Annotated in this window: 18 protein-coding genes; 10 read left to right on the top strand and 8 right to left on the bottom strand. The window is 65.0% G+C overall.

Going from position 1 to position 19747, the window contains the following annotated elements; genetic code table 11:
• From ACF8ML_RS13265 to ACF8ML_RS13280, 4 genes are all read left to right on the top strand, one after another.
• Positions 1-392: hypothetical protein (locus ACF8ML_RS13265; protein WP_392407214.1), on the top strand; the 392-nt coding region annotated here is incomplete at its 5' end.
• A 245-nt stretch (positions 393-637) separates the two neighbouring features.
• On the top strand, positions 638-1246 hold the full coding sequence (locus ACF8ML_RS13270) for a peptidoglycan recognition family protein (protein WP_016446773.1): 609 nt from the start codon (positions 638-640) through the stop codon (positions 1244-1246).
• A 3-nt stretch (positions 1247-1249) separates the two neighbouring features.
• Entirely contained in the window at positions 1250-1717 is a 468-nt protein-coding gene (locus ACF8ML_RS13275; protein ID WP_154834498.1) for a hypothetical protein, read from the top strand.
• Between the two features lie 44 nt (positions 1718-1761).
• Positions 1762-3066: a hypothetical protein gene (locus ACF8ML_RS13280; protein WP_289087198.1), complete on the top strand. Its 1305-nt coding sequence runs from the start codon at positions 1762-1764 to the stop codon at positions 3064-3066.
• A 58-nt stretch (positions 3067-3124) separates the two neighbouring features.
• Here the strand turns inward: ACF8ML_RS13280 and ACF8ML_RS13285 are convergent, their stop codons facing one another.
• From ACF8ML_RS13285 to ACF8ML_RS13305, 5 genes are all read right to left on the bottom strand, one after another.
• The gene (locus tag ACF8ML_RS13285) at positions 3125-3628 is read right to left on the bottom strand and encodes a flavodoxin family protein (protein WP_047327637.1); all 504 of its coding nucleotides are present in this window, start codon (positions 3626-3628) and stop codon (positions 3125-3127) included.
• A gap of 43 nt (positions 3629-3671) precedes the next feature.
• A complete protein-coding gene (locus tag ACF8ML_RS13290) occupies positions 3672-6005 on the bottom strand; it encodes a TonB-dependent receptor (protein ID WP_227740770.1) in 2334 nt (777 codons plus the stop codon).
• Positions 6006-6197: 192 nt separating this feature from the next.
• Positions 6198-7532 carry a sigma-70 family RNA polymerase sigma factor gene (locus ACF8ML_RS13295; protein WP_043790361.1) on the bottom strand — a complete coding sequence of 445 codons (1335 nt, stop codon included), beginning with the start codon at positions 7530-7532 and terminating at the stop codon, positions 6198-6200.
• A 44-nt stretch (positions 7533-7576) separates the two neighbouring features.
• The gene (locus tag ACF8ML_RS13300) at positions 7577-8935 is read right to left on the bottom strand and encodes a sensor histidine kinase (RefSeq protein ID WP_392407216.1); all 1359 of its coding nucleotides are present in this window, start codon (positions 8933-8935) and stop codon (positions 7577-7579) included.
• Positions 8916-9614 (bottom strand): response regulator transcription factor, encoded by a 699-nt coding sequence (locus ACF8ML_RS13305; protein ID WP_043790363.1) that lies wholly within the window; start codon positions 9612-9614, stop codon positions 8916-8918. Before ACF8ML_RS13305 ends, ACF8ML_RS13300 begins: the two co-directional genes overlap by 20 nt.
• A gap of 280 nt (positions 9615-9894) precedes the next feature.
• On the opposite strand from ACF8ML_RS13305, the gene ACF8ML_RS13310 reads away from it, so the two are divergent.
• A complete protein-coding gene (locus tag ACF8ML_RS13310) occupies positions 9895-11907 on the top strand; it encodes a TonB-dependent receptor domain-containing protein (protein ID WP_392407218.1) in 2013 nt (670 codons plus the stop codon).
• Positions 11908-11976: 69 nt separating this feature from the next.
• Here the strand turns inward: ACF8ML_RS13310 and ACF8ML_RS13315 are convergent, their stop codons facing one another.
• Both ACF8ML_RS13315 and ACF8ML_RS13320 read right to left on the bottom strand, forming a co-directional pair.
• Positions 11977-12366, bottom strand: coding sequence for a hypothetical protein (locus tag ACF8ML_RS13315; protein WP_152683566.1), 390 nt, complete (start codon positions 12364-12366; stop codon positions 11977-11979).
• A 161-nt stretch (positions 12367-12527) separates the two neighbouring features.
• Complete coding sequence (locus ACF8ML_RS13320) at positions 12528-13427, bottom strand: LysR family transcriptional regulator (RefSeq protein ID WP_046987936.1); 900 nt, start codon at positions 13425-13427, stop codon at positions 12528-12530.
• A 201-nt stretch (positions 13428-13628) separates the two neighbouring features.
• Between ACF8ML_RS13320 and ACF8ML_RS13325 the strand changes: the two genes are divergently transcribed.
• Positions 13629-14240, top strand: coding sequence for a glutathione S-transferase family protein (locus ACF8ML_RS13325; protein ID WP_252651796.1), 612 nt, complete (start codon positions 13629-13631; stop codon positions 14238-14240).
• Positions 14241-14286: 46 nt separating this feature from the next.
• The gene (locus tag ACF8ML_RS13330; protein WP_392407219.1) at positions 14287-16362 is read left to right on the top strand and encodes a pyridoxamine 5'-phosphate oxidase family protein; all 2076 of its coding nucleotides are present in this window, start codon (positions 14287-14289) and stop codon (positions 16360-16362) included.
• 86 nt (positions 16363-16448) lie between these two features.
• On the opposite strand, the gene ACF8ML_RS13335 is transcribed toward ACF8ML_RS13330, so the two are convergent.
• Positions 16449-17480 (bottom strand): AAA family ATPase, encoded by a 1032-nt coding sequence (locus ACF8ML_RS13335; RefSeq protein ID WP_392407221.1) that lies wholly within the window; start codon positions 17478-17480, stop codon positions 16449-16451.
• 149 nt (positions 17481-17629) lie between these two features.
• Between ACF8ML_RS13335 and ACF8ML_RS13340 the strand changes: the two genes are divergently transcribed.
• The 3 genes from ACF8ML_RS13340 to ACF8ML_RS13350 all read left to right on the top strand — a co-directional run bounded on the left by ACF8ML_RS13340 (position 17630) and on the right by ACF8ML_RS13350 (position 19208).
• Positions 17630-18328 carry a hypothetical protein gene (locus tag ACF8ML_RS13340; RefSeq protein WP_199961511.1) on the top strand — a complete coding sequence of 233 codons (699 nt, stop codon included), beginning with the start codon at positions 17630-17632 and terminating at the stop codon, positions 18326-18328.
• A gap of 15 nt (positions 18329-18343) precedes the next feature.
• Positions 18344-18577, top strand: coding sequence for a hypothetical protein (locus ACF8ML_RS13345; protein ID WP_096916058.1), 234 nt, complete (start codon positions 18344-18346; stop codon positions 18575-18577).
• 166 nt (positions 18578-18743) lie between these two features.
• The gene (locus ACF8ML_RS13350; protein ID WP_034392704.1) at positions 18744-19208 is read left to right on the top strand and encodes a GNAT family N-acetyltransferase; all 465 of its coding nucleotides are present in this window, start codon (positions 18744-18746) and stop codon (positions 19206-19208) included.
• Positions 19209-19747: the final 539 nt, after the last annotated feature.

Consider the following 19747-nt stretch of genomic DNA (forward strand, 5'->3'; position numbering starts at 1 on the left):
GCATTACGCCCAGAATGCTTGCCGCATGCTTGGCTGCGCCATTTTTCCCCGCGGTGATATTGGCAGTTCTTGCCACAGCAAGAATCAGCGGGGACAGCTGGATCGGCTTGCTGATCTTCCCGATTTGGGCCTGCAGCTACACAGGCTTCGTCATTCTGGGTCTGCCTGGCATATTCATGCTGAATAAACACAACCGTTTGACACTATTGAATCTTTCGATTTATGGAGCCATCGCAGGCTCCATTCCATATCTTGGCATTTCTCTGATTTTTTCCATGAATGGTCCGTTTTCTAAGGATCTTGAATATATTTTCCTGAATTCTCTTGGCACTCTTTTTGGGTTGTGGATTGCGCTGATCTTCGGAATGATCATCGAAATCAAAACCCATTAGACAGGTGTACAAGGCCATGAGGGACTTCATGGCCGATGCAAAGACATGAACACATGCGCTCACCATTCATCAAGACTTCATAAATCCCCTTAATTGTTTCAAGATATTTCCAATCAGGCATGAATTGTACATTTTGAATCATTCATATCCCTATGCCACGTATGCTCTCCCGGCTTTCCGCCATTCGCATTCATTCAGCCGGGATAAAGAGGGAGAAATAATTGGCCACTATCGAAAAAGGATTGATGGTAGACAAAAGCGTCGAAGTCAAGACCTATCCGTCCATAGAGCATGGCGCCTTGCTGTCCGTCACCTCCATCGTCCTGCACCGCACTGACTCGTCCACGGCCGCCAGCGTGCTCAATGCCTACAAGAGCGGCCAGAAGACGGGGGCGCACTTCCTGATCGAGAAGGACGGGAAGATCTACCAGACGGCCAGCCTTGAGCGCATCTGCTGGCATGTGGGAATTCTTCAGCCGCGCTGCGTCAACGAGAGCACCTGCGATCCCACGGAACTCAAGAACATCAATGCCCTGCTGCACCAAAAGGGCCTGAGCTTCAGCAAGCGGGCCAAGAATGTGTCATCGCACGAGAACACAAAGGCCTATCCGTTGCGTTATCCGGCCAACAGCGACTCCGTGGGCATCGAGGTGGTGGGCCGCTTCCTGCCATCGACCAAGGATTACGAGGCGCCCACCCAATCGCAGCTGTTCCAGACCAAATGGCTGACCCAGCAATTGGTGGACCACTACAAGCTCAAGCTGCTGTCCGATGTCTACTCCCACGGCGCCATTGCCCGCAAGGAGGCGACCGAAGGCGCCCAATTGCTGCGCTACATCTTCACGGGAGCCTGAGCCATGCCATCCAGCCAGCTTTTCAACAATCCCTCTCGCAGCCTGCGCATTGCCGCCTGGGCTGCCGTGATGCTGTGCCTGCATGCGCCGTTGCAGGCCTCATCTACATCCACAGCCACGCCCACGCACAAACACGCGGCCAAGGCGGCACCCATTTCCGTCATCGGCCCGGTCACCCGTTCCGTAGGCACGGGCGAGACCATGGGATGCGAGAAAGTCAGCCTGGACGCCGCCGACGTGGCCCGCTATTTCGCGACGGCAAAGCAAGTCTCGGCTGGCAGCTTCCACGAGGAATCCATCATCCTGCCCTGCAGTTTCAGCGGACGGCTGCTGCGCTCGGGCAAGGTCTATGAATGGAACATCAACGCCGCCGGCGCCGGCTACCTGCGCAGTGAAGATGGTGAACAGGACCTGCGCTACCTGTGCCGCAAGGCCTGCGAGAAGGCATTGCCGCAGTTGACGGGGCTTTGACCTGTTGTTCAGACATTGTCTGCACGGGCGTCTTATCGCTCCCATTGAGTGGTGCCCCATCCTCCTGTCAAACACAGCGGATACGATGGCGCCTCCCACAATATTCCCAACAGACCATGGAACGACTGATTTCCCAAGGAATGCATGCCTTCAGCCAGGGCGACCACGCGCGAATGCATGCGCTATGGTCCGGCACCACGGTTTTCAGCCATCTGGACAATGAAGCGATTGCCAGCCTCTTGGCCAGCATTCAGGCCACTGCCGAATCAGGCCAGGGTAGCGAATGGTCATGGCTGATGCTGTGCCTGGTGTATCTCGATTCCAGTGACCAATTCACCGAGGACCGCAGTGCGGCATTGCGCCAGGTCGGCGAATGGGCGCAGCGCGCACTGGCAATGTCACCAGGCAATGCCTATGGACACCGCTATTTGGGCAGTGCCCACTATTGGCTGGACGAACCCGAGCCCGCGCTGGCCGCCTACCGCAAGTCTCATGCCTTGCAGCCCCAGGCGGACTTGCAAGCCCGCATTTTCGAGATGGAGCATGCCGTGCCCTGGCGCAGCATCTTTTCCTATCCCGAGTTGGCTGATAGCCCGGCGGCACCCGACTACTACACGGCCGGCGTGACCGTGGGCAAGTGGAAGCGCCCCGACACGGATGCAGCGGCCCTGCAGGAAATCGAACGCCTGCAGACCACACTCTACGAACGCTGTCTGGAGCGCTTCGCCAGCGCCGGCACGCCGGCAAACGGCCGGGAGGCCGCGCCCGCCGCGCTGGACATCCACACCTATGCCATGTGCTGCAACAACCTGGGCGTGCTGTACAACGCGCAGGAACAGTACGAGCAGGCGGCCGCCGTCCTCGAAGCCGGGCTGCAGCAGACCTGTTTCCAGGCCCTGCTGGAAAACCTGCGCCATGCCTATCGGCAACTGGGGAACCGCAAGCAAGCCACCGACCTGTCCCTGCTGCTGATGGAGGACTACGCGCTTGATACCGGCCTGTATCTGGACTGCGCGCAGACCGCGTGCGCCTATCTCAACGAGACCAGCCACCACCAGGACGTCCTCGACATCGTGGCCGAAGCCGAGCGCCGCTATGCGCAGCTTTCGCCTCAGCAACAGCAAGCGCCATGGGAAGTTCGCAGCATGAGCTTCGTTCATGCGCACAAGGTCACCGCCCTCAGGGCCCTGGGCCAGCTCAAGGCCTCGCACCTTCAGCCTGAACTGGTCGAGATCGCCCTGCGCCACGATCCGGACGATGCCCAATTGCTCGGCATACGCGCCCACATGCAGGGAGCCCGGCAGCAGGTGGGTGGAAAAGGCGGATTCTGGTCGCGCCTGTTCGGCTGAGCCACACCGGGCGACCGGGCCACCAAGAAATGTAGGGCACCCAAGATGCCGGCAACCCTCAAAACACCCCCAGCGCCAGCCCGGCCCCCATTGCCTCCCCCAGCGCCCGGCACTGTTCCAGCTCAGTTGCGGCAATCTGCTTGGGCGCCAGGATGGCTTCGGTGGTCTGGGCGTGGGTGCAGATGATCAGGGGCTCGGCCACGGGCTTGAGGCGCCAGCCGGTGGCGATGCGGGCGATCTGGCGGGCCGCATTCTGGCCGTCGCTGCCGGCGCAGATGAGGCTGGCATAGGGCCGGCCGTTGATGCGGTCCAGCGCCGCGTAGTAGCTGCGGTCGAAGAAGTCCTTGAGCTGTCCGCTGATGGCGGCCAGGTTTTCCGGGGTGGCGAAGAGGTAGCCGTCGGCGGACAGCACATCGTCCGGGCCGGCCTCGCAGGCGTGCAGCAGGCGCACCTGCACGCCCTGGCCTTCGGCCGCTGCGCCGTCGCGCGCGGCCTCGGCCATCTGGCGGGTGCCGCCGGTCATGGAGTGGTAGATGATCAGCAGGGTCTTGCTTGCGTTCATGCCTCAAGCATAGAGCGCGGCCCGCCCAGCCACCGCGCCGACCTCAGAAATCCATCGATGCCGACACCACGAAGGTGCGCGGAATCATCGGCGAGACAGCGCCCCAGGACGTGACGCCGGCCCAGGCCTTGCGGTCGGCCACGTTCTGCACTGTGGCGCGCAGCGTGGTCTTGCGGCCCGCGATGCGGGTGGCATAGCGCAGGCCCAGGTCGGTGCGTGTCCAACCCGGGATGCGCAGGCGGTTGGCCTGGTCCACGAACTGGGCGCCGGTGTAGGCCAGGTCGCCGACCAGGGTCAAGCCTTCCGCGGCGGGCACATCCCATTCCACGCCCAGGTTGGCCAGCAGGCGCGAAGTGCCGATGGGCCGGTTGCCCACCAGCGCAGGCGTGGCCGAGCGCGTGATCTCGGGCTTGAGCCACGTCACGCCACCGAGCAGGCGCAGGCCGCGTGCGGCCTCGCCGTAGGCATACAGCTCCATGCCCAGGTTGCGCTGCTCGCCGTTGGTCTTGTAGACGCCCTGGTCCAGGCCACCGCTGGGTTTTTCAATGCTGAACAGGGCGGCCGTGGCCATGAAGCTGCCGAAGTCGTACTTGCTGCCCACTTCGTACTGGCGGCTCTTGTAGGGGCGCAGCACCTCGCCGTAGTTGCTGGCGGCGGGCGGGGCGATGTCGCCCTTGCTCAGGCCTTCGATGTAGTTGGCGTAGAGGCTCCAGTTGGGCGCCTGGCGCCAGACCACGCCCACGGCGGGCGTGGTCACGCTCTCGTCGTAGACATTGGCGGCGCCGCCCGTGAGCACGTTGTAGTTGGTGGACTTGATGGCCTGGTGGCGCAGGCCCAGCGACAGTTGCAGCCTGTCCTGCAGCAGCGAAAGCGTGTCCACCAGGGCCAGGCTGGTGTTGCGGTTGTCATGGATGCGCGGAATGGCCGAAGGCCGCGCAATGCTTTGCGGCGCATGGGCAACAGGCGCATAGATGTTGGACGCCACCGCCGAGCCCGCCTGCAGCGCACGGTGGAAATCCTCGCGGTAGCTGGCCAGCTGCAGCGTGACCGAATGCTTGACACCGGCCAGCGCAAAGCGCGAGCGCAGGCCCGCGTCGATGGTGCTGCGGTCCACGTCGAACACCGCATAGGTGGGCGTGATGCTGGTGGCACCCGCCGCACTGGTCAGGCGCGGGGCGGAGTCATAGATGCGGTCCACATTGGCGCGCGACTGGCCGATGTTGGCGAACAGCGTGAGCTGCTGCGTGAGGTCCAGCTCGGTGCGCAGCAGCACGGCGCGCTCGCGATTCCTGGACCATTCCCAGGGCTGGGTCACGTTGAGTGTGCCGTCGGGCGCAGCAGGCATGGAGGAGAGCCCCGTGGGCATGATGGGCCGGCCCACGCCGTCGATGCGCTCGTCCTGCGAGAGCAGGTCCAACGTGGCGCGGAAGCGCTCCACCTCGTAGTCCAGCGCCACGGCCAGCACATGGCCGTCGGTGCTTTGATGGTCCATGGACGTATCGCCGCCGTACTTGCTGGCGTTCACACGGATGCCGTACTGGGCCTCGTCGCCAAAGCGCCGGCCCACGTCGGCATGGGCACGCCATAGGCTGTCCGAAGTCCAGCCCGTGGCCAGCCGCGCCACATCTTCATTGGCGCGCTTGGGAGCGATGTTGATCACGCCGCCCACCGAGCCGTTGGGCGACATGCCGAACAGCAGCGCGCCCGGCCCCTTGACCACCTCGATACGGTCCACGTACTCGGTGCGCACGCGGTAGTTGGGGGCAATGCCGTAGATGCCGTCAAAGGCGATCTCGCCCGAGTTGCCCTCCCAGATCGGAAAGCCCCGGATATAGAGGTTGTCCACGTTGCCGCCCGGCAGCACGGTGTAGCGCACGGAAGGGTCGCGGTTCACCGCCTCGGCAATGGTGCCGGCCTGCTGGTTGCGCACGGCCTCGGACGTGTAGCTGGTGGTGCTGAACGGCGCCTGCATGTTGCCGGTATTGCCCAGCACGCCCAGGCGCACGCCCTTGGCCACCTGCCCGCCGGCGTAGGGTGCGGGCAGCAGGCTCACATACTGGTCGCCGGCCGTCACGGTGATCTCAGACAGGCGGTGTGCATTCTCAGGCGCGTTGGCCGCAGCGGGAAGCAGCGTCAGCGTGCCGCCCTCGATGCGCCCCTGCAGGCCGCTGCCCTGCAGCAATGCCGCCAGGCCCTGGCGCACATCGTGGCTGCCGTTGAGCGCCGGGGCCTGCCGGCCCTGCACCAGTTCGGAGGAGTAGGTGAGCTGCAGCCCCGCCTGGCGCGCAAACAGGCTCAGCGCCTGGGCCAGCGGCTGGGCCGGCACGTCGAAGGACACCGATTGCGCGGCGGCCAACTGCAGTTGCAGGCCCAGCACCAGGCCTGCACATGCATGAAAAACCGCTGTGCGGCGGAGACGGAGGCGGAATCGGAATCGGAATCGGGAGGACTTGGGAGCGGACATAAGGACTTTCTGGAAGACAGGCTCATTGCGAATCGCCGGCACAGGCAGGGCGCCCGGCCTTTCATATGCAAATACGAGTCACTCCCAAAAACCCTGAAAAAAACTTCACGGCTCCGCGCGCCCGCCGCGCCGCGCAATCCGCAGCCCGCCGTCGTCCAGCACGCTGACCTGCACCGGGGCGAACTGCGGCAGCCCGCGCAACCAGCGCTCGGCCTGGGCAATGCGCACATGGCCGCTGATGGCCAGTTGCGCCGCGCCCTCCTCCACCACCAGGCGGCGCCGCGTGTAGCGGCCCAGACGGTGCACGACGCGGCCCAGCGGCTCCTGCTCGAAGACCAGTTCGCCCTCGCGCCAGGCCGCGGGCCGTTGCTGGAGCTGCGGCTGCCAGGCAGCGCCGTCGGCATCTCCTGCCCCGCCGTCCAGGGGAATGCGCAGCGACTGGCTGTCCTGCAGCAACTGGCTGCGTCCGGTGGCCGCATGCTCCACCCGCACCTGGCCCGACTCCACCTGCACGCGCACCGCATCGGGCTCCAGTTCCACGCCAAAGCGCGTGCCCAGCACGGTCACGCGCAAGGGGCCGGCCTCCACCACAAAGGGCCGTGCCGCATCGCGCGCCACGGCAAAGAAGGCGGCGCCTTCCAGCAGCTGTGCCTGTCGCAGGTCGGCACGGTAGGTCAGTGCCACGCGGCTGGCGGCATCCACGCGCAGCACGCTGCCATCGGGCAGTTCCAGGCTGCGCTGCACGCCCGTGGCGCTGGCCAGTTCACCTTGCCACAGCACGCGGCGGCTCCACATCTGCCAGGCAGGCCAGGCCGCGCAGGCCATGCCGGCCACGCCCAGCAGTGCGCCAAGGGCACGCCGCCGCCGCTTTCTGGAAGAGGCCTGCAAGCCCGCCTCCACCCCGCCGCGCCAGCGCAGCAAGGCGGCTTCCAGGCAGGCATCGGCCTGCATCAGGTCACGCTCCACGGTGTTCAGGGAGACCTGCAGACGCCGGGCGATGTCGGCCTGCCGCTCGCCATGCAGGCGGTGGGCCAGCAAGGCGGCCTGCATGCGCTCGGGCAGGTCTGCAATCGTGCGCTCCACCACGGCCAGTGCCTGCCGGTACATGGCGCGGTCGGCCACATCGCCTTCGGCCTCGGGCTGCAATTGCGCCCAGTCGTCCATGCAGCGCTGCTGCGCACCGCGCTGGCGCAGCCTGTCTATCGCCAGGTGCTTGGCCGTGGCAAACAGGTAGGCCCGCGCGGCTTCGAGCGTGGGCGAGCTGCCATCGGGCAGCTGCGGCGGCGCATCGGCCAGGCGCAGCCAGGTTTCCTGGGCCAGCTCCTGCGCCTCATCACGGCTGCCGGTCTTGCCGGCCAGATAGGACACCAGTTGCTGCTGGCAGGCACAGAAAAGCTGGTGCCAGCGCGCAGCGGTCCAAGAAGCGGAAGGGGTGGGCATGGCCGGGGAGAGGTGATGAATCGATAACGATAATGACTATCATTCTAGTTTTGTTTGCCAATGGCCCCTGGCGCAACAGCCCCATGCGATGCACTCCTGAAGCACAGTTCCAGCTCGCAATGGGGACTGCCCAGAAAGCGGATCTCCCCGCCTGCATTGCGCAATATCTTGCGGGTGATGGCCAGTCCCAGGCCAGCGCCCCTGCTGCCGGGCCGCGCCTTGCTGAAGCGGGTGAACATGGCTTCCTGCCGGTCGGGCGGAACGCCAGGCCCCTGGTCGGCCACCGTCAGGCGGATCACGTCACCTTCAACCACCGTCATGGCCACCAAGACATCTCCCTGGCCATGTTGAAAGGCGTTCTCGAGCACGTTGTAGATGGCGGTGTGCAGCAGGCTTGCGTCGCCCTGGCAGTGCACGCCATCGATGAGGTCCACCTGCATGCTGCGCGAGCCGGCCTCGAACAACGGCAGGATTGCGGCGATGGCCTCCCTCACCAGCCGCGTGAGATGCGTGGATGCTGCTGCGGGAGCAGCCTCGCCTGCGCCCAGGTCCTGCTCCTGGCGTGCCAGCAGCAACAGCTGCTCGGCCACGCGGCGCAGGTAGCGCACGTCGCCGTCCACGGCCTGCCAATCGGGGCTGGGGTCCGTGCGCGCCTTCTGCAGGCGCAGGTCCAGCACGGTCAGGGGCGTGCGCAGTTCATGCGCCGCGTCGGCGACCAGGCGCTTTTCGTTGGCCAGCGACTGCGCCAGATTCTCCAGTGCGCGGTTGACGGCTTCGGCCAGCGGCAGCAGTTCGCGCGGCAGCCGGGCGGTCGGAATGGGCTGGACCTGACCTGGCTTCATGCCCTGCACAAAACGTGCGGCCTGCTGCACGGGCCTGAGCGTCCAGCGCATCATCCAGTAGATGAGCAGCAGTGCCAGCAGGCCTACAGGCACCAGCATGACCAGGCTTTGCAGCAGCTTGGCGTGCAGCAGATCACCAATGGCCTGGCGCTCCAGCACATCGCGCTTGGCCACCATCAGGGTGGCTCCATCGGCCAGCGGTGCGGCCACGTTGACAACCTGGCCGCTGTAGATGGGCAGCCGCAACAGCGGCGCCCGCGCACCGTCGGGCGGCAGGCGCAGGCGGCGCGGGGATTGGAGGTTGTCGGAGAACCAGAGCACCCTCCCCTCGGGCGAATACAGCGTGTACGACAGCTCGCCGCCCGCATGGCTTTTGGGCAGCCGGGCCGGATCGCTTTGCATGGTGAAGCCTTCGGCGATCTCCCGCGCCTGGATCACCATCGCCACGCGGCGCAGCTGGTCGCGCGTGTCGTACAGCGACAGCGACAGTGCTCCGGCGCCAGCCGCAAAGGCCAGCGCCAGCCCCAACAGCACGCGCCGCTCAAGACTGGTGCTCTTCATGCGCGGCAGCGGGCAAGACCATGCGATAGCCCACGCCACGCACGGTATCTATCAGCACATTGGCGCCGCCGTCGCGCAGCTTGCGGCGCAGGCGCGAGATCAGCGCCTCCACGGCATTCAGGGTCACGCTCTCGCGCGAGGCGTACAGGTGCTCTTCCATGCGTTCCTTGACCACGATGCGGGGCCACACGCGCAGCATCTCCTCCAGCAGCATGGCCTCGCGCCGGAGCAGATCGATGTGCCTGCCATCCACGGTCGCATGGCGGGAATCGGTTTCAAAGGCCAGATTGCCCAGGCTCAGCCGAGGCTCGCGGCCGCCCTGGGCACGGCGCAGCACGGCGCGTACGCGCGCTTGCAGCTCGGAGATGTCAAAGGGCTTGAGCACATAGTCATCGGCGCCGCAATTGAGCCCGGCCAGACGGCTTTCCAGCGCGTCGCGTGCCGTGAGGATGATGCAGGGGGTTCTGCGGCGGCGGTCATCACAGCGGGCCAGCACCTGCATGCCATCCATGTCAGGCAGCCCCAGGTCCAGGATCAGGGCCTCATAGTCGGTGACGGCAAGCGCGTCCAGCGCCTGCCGTCCGGTGGCGGCCACATCCACCGCGAATCCCATGCGCTCCAGATGGGCCTGCAACAGCGCTCGCAAATCTTGGTGGTCTTCAACAACGAGCAGCTTCATCGGTCAGACGTTGATCAGGAATGTTAGATACAAATACGAATCAGACGTATTTTAAATTTGAAAGCTGCAAGGCCAGCGCCATGACACCGCAAGATCCAGAACCTGCGCCCCCCGCAAGCCCTGAGCCGGCTTAGCCAGCCGCCTGCAGCGCAGCCCCCGCTTGACCGTTGCCCGGGCGAGCGCCCCACCCCACCCCAACCCATCACCCGCACCGCCTGCCCGGCGGCGCGTGCCGTCGTGTACGGACAACCCCATTTTCAATAGCGACCGGAGCCAACCAGTGATCGACTCTTTCCTGCAGCCGGCCAGGGCCTGCACCCCTGCACACCCGCTCACCCTCATCGGCAAAGGCCTAGCCTGTCTGCTGACCGGCAGCACCGTGCTGCTGGCCCATGCACAGCAGGCGGCCGGCGAAGGCAAGCTGTCCGAAGTGGTGGTGACCGCCACAGGCTTCGAGCAATCGCTGGCCGACGCGCCTGCCTCCATCACCGTGGTGACAGCCAAGGAGCTGGAAGGCAAGCGCTACCGCGACGTGACCGATGCCCTGCTCGACATTCCAGGCGTCACCATCGAGGGAGGTGCGGGCGGCAAGATCGAATCCACGCAGATCTATATCCGCGGCCTGGGCGAGGACTACACCCTGTTCCTGGTGGACGGCAGGCCCCTGGGCAGCTCCTCCCAGGCCTACTACAACGGCTTTGGCGGCGCGCAGCAGACAAGTTGGCTGCCACCCATGTCGGCCATCGAACGCATCGAGGTCATTCGCGGCCCCATGTCGTCGCTGTACGGATCCAGCGCGCTGGGCGGGGTGATCAACATCATCACCAAGAAGGTGTCCACGCAATGGACCGGCAGCGTCACCGTGGACGGAACGATGCAGGAAAACCCACAGGCCGGCAGCGAGGGCCAGCAGCGCTTCTACCTCAGCGGCCCGCTGGTACAGGACCGGCTGGGCCTGACACTGTACGGCTCGCGCTTCAAGCGTCATGAGGACCGGTTCACCGGCGGCTACGCCGCCCGCGAGAACCGCGACATCACCGCCAAGCTGGCCTGGAAACTCACCGGCAACCAGACCCTGGGCCTGCAGGCCACGCGCGGCACCGGGGACAACGAGCGCACGGCCCGCACGGGCGCCGCAGGCTCGGTGCAGAACGAACGCAACTACTACGCGCTGACGCATGACATCGAATGGGGCTCGCGCATCCGCACCAGCTCCTTCATCACGCGGGAGAACGTGCAGATCACCAATGGCGCCTACCAGTCCGAATACCGGGCCACCTACCTGCAGTCCAAGACCGTCGTGCCGCTGGACCGGCACATGGTCTCGTTCGGTGCCGAGTACAAGAACGAAGAGACTGCGCATGACGGCAGCCGCTTTCCGGGATCGCGCAACATCAACCTCGAACGCTGGCAGATGGCCCTGTTTGCCGAGGACGAATACTTCCTGACCGACCGCTTCTCCGTCGTGGGCGGCATACGCTACGACCGCAACCAGCACTACGGCAGCGAATGGATTCCGCGCCTGTACGGCATCTACCGAATGAGCAATGCACTGACCCTCAAGGGCGGCATCAGCGGCGGCTACAAGGCACCCACCCTCAAGCAGGCCGACGACAACATCGTGGAAATCGCAGCGCGTGGAGCGGCCTGGGACATGGGCAACAAAAACCTCAAGCCCGAGAAAAGCACCAACTACGAAATCGGCCTGAACTGGACGCCCGCGCAGGACTTGAACGCCAGCATCACCGCCTACCAAACCGACTTCAAGGACAAGATCAGCACGCAGACCATCTGCACCAGCCCCACCTCCGCCCCCGCCTGCGAATACAACGGCGAAGTGCGCTCGCGCATCAACCAGTACGTCAATGTCAGCTCGGCCACCATCAAGGGACTGGAGCTGGCCTACGGCATGCCCATCGCCCTGCCGCTGGGCCGAGGTCGGTTCAACACCTCGTACACCTTCACCTCCAGCGACGTGGCCAGCGGACCGGATGCCGGCAGGCCTCTCAACAACCTGCCCCGCCACATGCTCAATCTGGGCGCGGACTGGAACATCACAGGCCAGATCAAGCTCTGGGGCAAGGCCCGTTACAAAAGCAGGAGCATCGACGGTGGCACGGCCCAGCTACCCGCCTACACCCTGGTGGACATAGGCGCCAGCTACCAGGCAACGCCCAACATCCAGCTGTTCACAGGCCTGTACAACCTGCTGGACAAGACGGTGAACCTCGCCGACTACGGCAAGACGCTGGATGGACGGCGCTTGTATTTGGGCGTGACGGCGCAGTTTTGAGGGTACCGGCATAGAAGACCGAGCGATTTCACCGCATCAGGTGGAGAAAGCTACGGGCACGAGTATTAATCAGTCCCAGACACTGGGAACGTGCAGGGTCTCGGCCTTTCGCGCCCTGGGAACCGGAATATGTTTAGACAAGGCATCTTTTTCGCGCCGGACTTCATTGCAGGTGATTTCAGCGCTGCGGAAGATGCGCTTTCCCTGCGGACCACCGCTGGAGAAGGGCCTCACTTCAATGCGCACGCTTACGGTTTCAGGCAGAGGAGACCCGTTTGCCGCTTCAGCGCCGCATAGCAGGTTCAGTTTTCTCTGAGCATTACTGTGAGATGAGTGACGAGAATTCTTGGTGGGATTGCCCTGGGCATCGAATCCGAGAACATTCCAGTCCAAAACCGGTTCAGCACGAACAAGGCATGCGCTGCCCGCCACTAAAACAAAAGCAACAAGGGATTTCATGGATCTATCAAAAAATTGCACCGGCTCTTACCGCCCACTCATCAATACTCATTGAATGAAAGTGCCTGCCTGTAGAAAGATGACTAGCCGTCCGGATTATGCAGTGACTTCAATAGGCAGACTTGCCGGCAGTGTGCCGAGGACAACCCAGCCTGGCCCCGCTACCACTTCAACGCCGCCACCCGCAGCGCATCCACCGCCATGTCGATGAACGCCCTCACGCGGTGCGCGGCATGGCGCCCTTCCCGGTGCACCACATGAATCGGTAGCGGCGGCCGCTCAAAGGGCTCCAGCACCAGGCGCAGTGCGCCGTCCTGCACGGGCTTGGCGATCTGGTAGAGCGGCAGGCGCGTGATGCCTTGCCCGGCCAGGGCGCAGTCTGCCGCAGCCTCGTTGGTCATGGACATGAGGCGCGGCTGAAGGCGCACGGCCAGGGCCTTGTCGCCTTCAAGAAACCGCCATTCGGGCGTGGAGGTGAGGCCGGATGCGGTGATGGTGGTGTGCTGCGCTAGCTCCTCGGGCCGCTGGGGCACGCCGTGGCTGGCCAGGTATGCGGGCGAAGCGCACAGCACCTGCCGCACGCTGCCCACGCGGATGGCCTGCAGCGAGGAGTCGGGCAGATCGCCGATGCGCACGGCCACGTCCACGCCCTCGTCCACCAGGCTGACCACGCGGTCCACAAACCAGCAGTTGACGTCCACCTCGGGAAACCGGCCCAGGTAGTCGTGCACCACGGGCAGCACGTGCATGCGCCCGAAGTTCACGGGCGCCGTGAGCGTGAGCCGGCCACGCGGTGCGGCGTGGGCGCTGGCGGCATGCTCGTCGGCCTCTTCCAGCTCGGCCAGGATGCGGCGGCAGCTGTCGGCATAGGCCGTGCCGGCCTCGGTCACGCGCACGAAGCGCGTGGTGCGCGTGAGCAGGCGCACGCCCAGGCGCTCCTCCAGGTCGGAAACCGCGCGCGTCACCACCGAGGGCGAGACCTTGAGCCGACGTGCGGCCGAGGCGAAGCCGCCCGTGTCCACCACTGCGAGAAATGCCGTCATGGACTGGAAGCGATCCATCTGTGCCTGCCTTGTCTGTGTCGTATGTCTGCCCGGCTGCGAGCGGACCGCGCAGGACTGCCCAGGTTTGCGCCGGCGCTTTGTTCGCGTTCCCGCAAGAGTGACTTGCCGCCGCCAGGGATTCTAAAGATGCGGGCGAAGAAGGAGGATACGTCCCGTGGCGCCGACAACCGGCGCCTTCACCAACCCCAAGGAACCGCAATGAAGCTCTACCACTTCCCCCTGTCCGGCCACGCCCACCGCGCCCGCCTCTTCCTCGGCCTGCTGGGCGTGGAGCATGAGCTGGTCCATGTGGACCTGGCCAACGGCGCGCAGAAGAAACCCGAATTCCTGGCGCTGAACCCGCTGGGCCAGGTGCCGGTGCTGGATGACAACGGTACGGTGATTGCCGACTCCAACGCCATCCTGGTCTACCTGGCGCGCAAGCTGGACCGCCAGGACTGGATGCCCCTGGGCGCCCGGGCCGAGGCCGAGATCCAGAAATGGCTGAGCATCGCCGCCGGCCCCATTGCCTTCGGCCCGGCGGCGGCCCGGCTGGTCACGGTGTTCAAGGCCCCCTTCCAGGCCGAGGAAGTGATAGCCCGCGCCCACGCCATCCTCGGCAAGATCGAGGCGCAATTGACCACCCGCCCCTTTCTCACCGGCAGCGCGCCCACGATTGCCGACGTGGCCCTGTACAGCTACATCGCCAGCGCGCCCGAGGGCAATGTGGACATGCAACCCTACCGCGAGGTGCGCGCCTGGCTGGGCCGCATCGAGGCGCTGCCGGGCTTCGTGGCATTCGCCCAGACACCGGCCGGCCTGCGGGCCTGAGTGCCTGAGCCACACCTCACCTGAAACCCCGGCAAAGGAGCGCACCATGCACCCGCAACCCCTGCAAAACCCCGCCTCGCCCTGGCATGCGGGCGAACTGGCGATCCAGCAAAGCGTTGGCGTCGTGGGCCGCATGGACATGCCGGGCCGCAAGTTCCTGCGCCCCTTCCTGCTGGACCAGCACCGAGAGTTCTATCCGCTGCTGCATTTCGTGGTGCTGGGCAGCGTGGATGCGCAAGGCGACGCCTGGGCCACGGTACGGGCTGGTGAGCCGGGCTTCCTGCACTCTCCCGACCCGCTGACCCTGCATGTGGCGGCGGGCCGCGATGCGGCCGACCCGGCCGAGCCGGGCCTGGCCGATGGCCATGCCGTGGGCCTGCTGGGCATGGACCCCATGACGCGCCGGCGCAACCGGCTCAACGGCACCGTGCGGCGCAAGACAGGCGTTGATGGGGCGGACGCCTTCGACATCGGCGTGGTCCAGAGCTTCGGCAACTGCCCGCGCTATATCCAGAACCGCAGCGTCCGGTTTGTCCGGCCTGCCGGGGAGCCCACGCAGGTGCCGGCGGTCGAACTGGCATCGCTGGACCCGCGCGCGCGGGAGCTGATTGCGCAGGCGGACACGTTCTACGTGGCGTCCTACGTTGATGGGGAGGATGGCCTGCGCCAGGTCGATGTCTCCCACCGTGGCGGCAAGCCGGGCTTTGTGCGGATCGACGCCGATGGAACGCTGACCATCCCCGACTTCTCGGGCAACCTGTTCTTCATGACGTTGGGCAACTTCCTGGTCAATCCCAAGGCGGGCCTGCTGTTCATCGACTCCGAAACCGGGGAAATGCTGCAGATGACGGGCGATGCCAGCGTCATCCTCGACTCCCCGGAAATCGCCGCCTTCGAGGGCGCCGAGCGCCTGTGGACCTTCAAGCCCCGCCGCATCGTGCGCCGGCCCGACGCCCTGCCGCTGCGCTGGAGCATGGCGGCCGACGGCTGGTCGCCCCACCTGCAGATGACCGGAAGCTGGGCCGATGCCAGCCAGCGCCTGGCCGCCGCCCGGCTGGGGCGGCAGTGGCGACCGTTCCGGGTGGCGCAGGCCGTGGATGAGAGTTCCACCATCCGCTCGCTCTACCTGGAGCCGGCCGATGGCATGGCCACGGTGGCCCCCCTGGCCGGCCAGCACCTGCCGCTGCGCCTCACGCTGGCGGACGGCAGCCATCTGCAGCGCACCTATACGCTGTCGCTGGCGCCTTCGGACGGGCGCTTGCGCATCAGCGTCAAGAGGCAAGGCCGCGCATCCAGCCATCTGCATGGCCTGAAGCCCGGCGATCTGGTCGAGGCCCGCCCGCCCGCTGGCAGCTTCACCGCCGATGCGGCCCTGCGCCGCCCCGCCGTGCTGCTGGCCGCGGGCATAGGCATCACGCCCTTGCTGGCCATGCTGCGCCACATCGTCCACGAAGGCCGGCGCACCCGCAGCCTGCGGCCCACCTGGCTGTTCCAGGCGGCTCGCACGCGCAGCGAACGGGCCTTTGACACGGAGATTGCCGAACTGGTGAAGGCCGGCAATGCCGAGGTGCACTGGGTGCGAACGCTCAGCCAGCCCGGCACGGCAAAGGCCGGCCGCGACTACGACCATGAGGGCCACATCGACATGGCCCTGTTGAAAGCCACCCTGCCCTGGGACGACTACGACTTCTACCTCTGCGGCCCGGACGCCTTCATGCAGGCCACCTATGACGGCCTGCGCGAACGCAATGTGCCCGACGAGCGCATCCACGCAGAAGCCTTCGGTCCCTCGGCCCTGAAGCGATCCATGGCCGGTGCAGCCCCCGCCGCCGAACTGCCGGCACCCGCCACACAGCCTGTCCGCATCATCTTTGCCGACTCGGCCAAGGAAGCGCGCTGGAAGCCCGGCGACGGCAGCCTGCTCGAAGTGGCCGAGGCCCGTGGGCTGGAGCCCGCCTTCGGTTGCCGGGGCGGCAGCTGCGGCGACGGCCGCACGCGTGTGCTGCAGGGCGGGGTGACCTATGCCTCGCCACCCTCCTTCGCCGTGCCAGCGGGCGAGGCCCTGATCTGCTGCGCCGTGCCTGCGCAGGGGCCGGGGGAGGCTTTGCATCTGGGGTTGTGAGGAGCCTGTCTCTGCGCGCTTTCCACATCAGGACATGCTGACGGCAAAAGGCACATCAGCGATTGCTGCCCAATGCCTCGCTGCATCTAGCTTTCTATCTGGACGAGTATCGATTCATCAAGCTCTATGACTTCAAACAGGCCCTGACCCCGCTCATAGACCTCCCCTGACAGGAACCGAACCACTTTCTGGCCGATGTGCATGCACATCTCCACGACAAAGCCATCTGCATCCCGGCGCATGTCTTTTATCCGCACAAGGCCCAAGGGCAACTCAGCCAGCAGTCGGTCACGGTAACCAATGGATGCATGCACGCCGGGACCCGACTCAGACGCCTCTGGAGTCACAAGGTACAGGCCGTGAAACCCGCTGCCATCCTCGATACGGGAAAGCATTGACCAGACACGTCCGTCCACCAGTTGGATCCAAATCTCGATGAACTGGAGATAGGGCACCTGCGGATGGCTCCAGACTGCTTCGCCAGGTACCCAGTGCTGCCGACCTGATTCATCCATATCCCAGCGGCCGCCTACGGCCAACGCCATCTCGCAAGCTCGCCAGCCCACAATCACCTGCTGGTCGAGATCCTGAAGGGACGGGAACTGGCGCGGCCCCATGGGCTGGATGGAGCTCCCGGGGGCCGGCTCGGTGTCGTCGATATGGACTACCGCGAACCCTTCCTGCTCACTCGGCGGCTCGAACATGGCAAACACGCTGCGAATGGCCTGCTCCGGCACTTGGTGATCGGCTCGCCGCTGCGTGTTCCTCCGCAAGGCGGTCTGCAAATCGGCTTTGAGCCAAATACAGACTACGGGCACGCCATGTGATCTGGCAATCTGAATGGCACGCTCACGATGCACCGTCTTCGGAAGGGCGGCATCAAAGAACACCGCATCACCACCCAACGCTGCGGCGTTCTGTTGAATCCAGCTGCTCTTGCCTGCAGCTTGCACCCCCACCACCACATAGAGCTTGGTCGCGGGCGAGCCGGCAGACAGTGCTTTGTCCAAGTCCCGGTACGCCAACTCCCATGCGGCAGCACTGCGTTCCGGGGTGAACAGGCGACCTTGTTCGGTTTCCAGATAGTGGTCTGGATTGATGTGCTTTGTAGTGTCCATGGTGAGCTGCAAGATTCTGGATCACTGTAGCTGGGCACTGCGCCGTACCGTCCGCAGACAAACGAACCCGCCATGCAAAACGGCCTTGATCGATACACTCGCTGCAATTCCTGCGCCCTCGTACACGCCGCAAATCCAAAGCCCTGCCCATGCAACTCACCAACTGCCTGCTCCGCCTGTCGCCCTTGGTCCTCACCTGCCACATCGGCCTGGCCTGCGCACAGATCACCACGCCCTCAGCAGGCACCTATGTGCGCAAGGGCGGGGGTGGCGATCTGGTGGTGCGGGCCAATGGCAAGTTCCATATCCAGACCGTCGGTGCCAACGGCCATACCTGTGAGCTGGAAGGCACCATCACCAACGGCCGGGCCAGGATGGCGAATTCGGCCTGCGCCGTGGACTTCACGCCTGCAGGCCAGCGCGTCGGGGTCGACACGGCCACCGCCGAGGCATGCCGGGACTTCTGCGGCATGCGGGCCTGGTTCGGTGGCGATTACCTTCGGCCCACACCCGGCTGCACGGACAAGGCCATTGCCGCATCGCGCAGAAACTTCAAGCGCGCGTACGACGCCAAGGACTACCGCCTGGCGCTGACCACGCTGGCGCCGGTGCTGCAGGACTGCGATGAGGTGCTGACCGGGGTTACCAAGGGCTGGCTGCGCAACGACCTGGCGCTGGCGCAGCTTCGCTCGGGCGACGCAGCCGCCTGCCGCCAGACCCTGGCCCCGCTGGCCGAGGAAGCTGGCAAGACGGATCAGGAACTGCGCGAGGCCTATCCACCCACCGATGCCGATGTGGTGCTGCCCATGCTCAAGGCTGCGCGCACCAATCTGCGCTTGTGCAGTTGAGGCGGTGCCATCGCCATGAAAGATCCCGCATCGCCCAACGCAGGAATCTCCGGGCATTTCCGGCGTGAGGCGAAGTGGATGCTGTGGGTGCTTGGCGTGCTGCCCTTGGCGCTTGCCTTGCTGGCAGCGTGGCTGGCGCCGCTGATCCTGAACCATGTGGAGAAAGACAAATGCCTGAAAGCTGGAGCACAGATCTCCAGGCAAACCGGCAGGTGCGAAAGCACTGAACAGGCGCCCCTGAAGGAGTGACTTGCGGGCTATACCGTTGCCAGCCTGGCGCACGACGATGCCCTGTGCTTGGGCGTGGTGCCCATGCTGTAGCGGATCGGCGGCGGCCCGGGCGTCTTGCCCTATCCTTGTGCGCTTTCATTCCAACTGAGCAGCGCCCTTGAACAGGGCTTGACCCCTTGCCCCCATGACCGATATCCGCCCCGCCCACTTTCCCGAAGACCTCGACGCCGTGGTCCGCATCTTCCGGGAATACGTGGCCAGCCCCACCGTGAGCCTGGACTTCCAGGACTTCGAGACCGAGTTCGCCGCCCTGCCCGGCAAGTACGCCGCACCCGAGGGCTGCGTGCTGCTGGCCTGGAAAGACGGCCAGCCCGTGGGCTGCGCCGCCCTGCGCCAGGTGGATGCGCAGACAGGCGAAATGAAGCGTGTCTACGTGCGCCCCACGGTACGCGGCGAGAACCTGGGGCGCCGCCTGGTGGAAGGCATCCTGGACACCGCGCGGCATGCGGGCTACACCCGCATCTGCCTGGACGTGCTGCCCGAGTTCCAGGCTGCGCAGCGGCTGTATGAGTCCCTGGGTTTTGCGGATGCAGAGCCGGTGAGCTTCAATCCCGTGCCGGGCACGCGTTACCTCGGACTGGATCTTTGAGGCATGCACCCTCCGGCAGGCGGCCTTCAGCGCCTGCACGGCTTCCGATGCGCTGACACCCGGTCCCTGAGTCCTCGTCTGCAAGCATTCGGCACGATAAGACCTTAGCCCAGACCCCGGTCCAACAGCCTGCCCGCAAGCGCAGCGGCGGTACGGACCCCCTCTCCCCGCATCCTTCACCGCAAATGCCCGTGGCCGAGCCGGGCAGCCTGCGCTTGTGCCCCGTGAATACCGCCCATGGCGAATGGCGCTGCCTGGGACCAAACGCTCATTGGCAGCATCTCTATTCACCTGGCATTTCAAACCTGATTTTAGGAATTGTCCTAAGGATAATTCTGAAAATGATCTGTGGGCGACTTCTTTGATTGACCTCGTGCAGACCATGAAATCAAATGAGGACTCTTCGCACAGCAAACATCAGAAACCCGCTTGGACACTGACAGCGGATTATTCGCCTGCTTGCAACCACTCATTTCCGTCAAATTGCCTTTATTGATCAAGGCGCATTGGCTGGAATTCTCGATTCCGCTCCTGATCCA

The organism is Delftia sp. WSY_10 (assembly GCF_043104705.1).
In the GTDB taxonomy this organism is placed as follows: domain Bacteria; phylum Pseudomonadota; class Gammaproteobacteria; order Burkholderiales; family Burkholderiaceae_C; genus Comamonas; species Comamonas tsuruhatensis.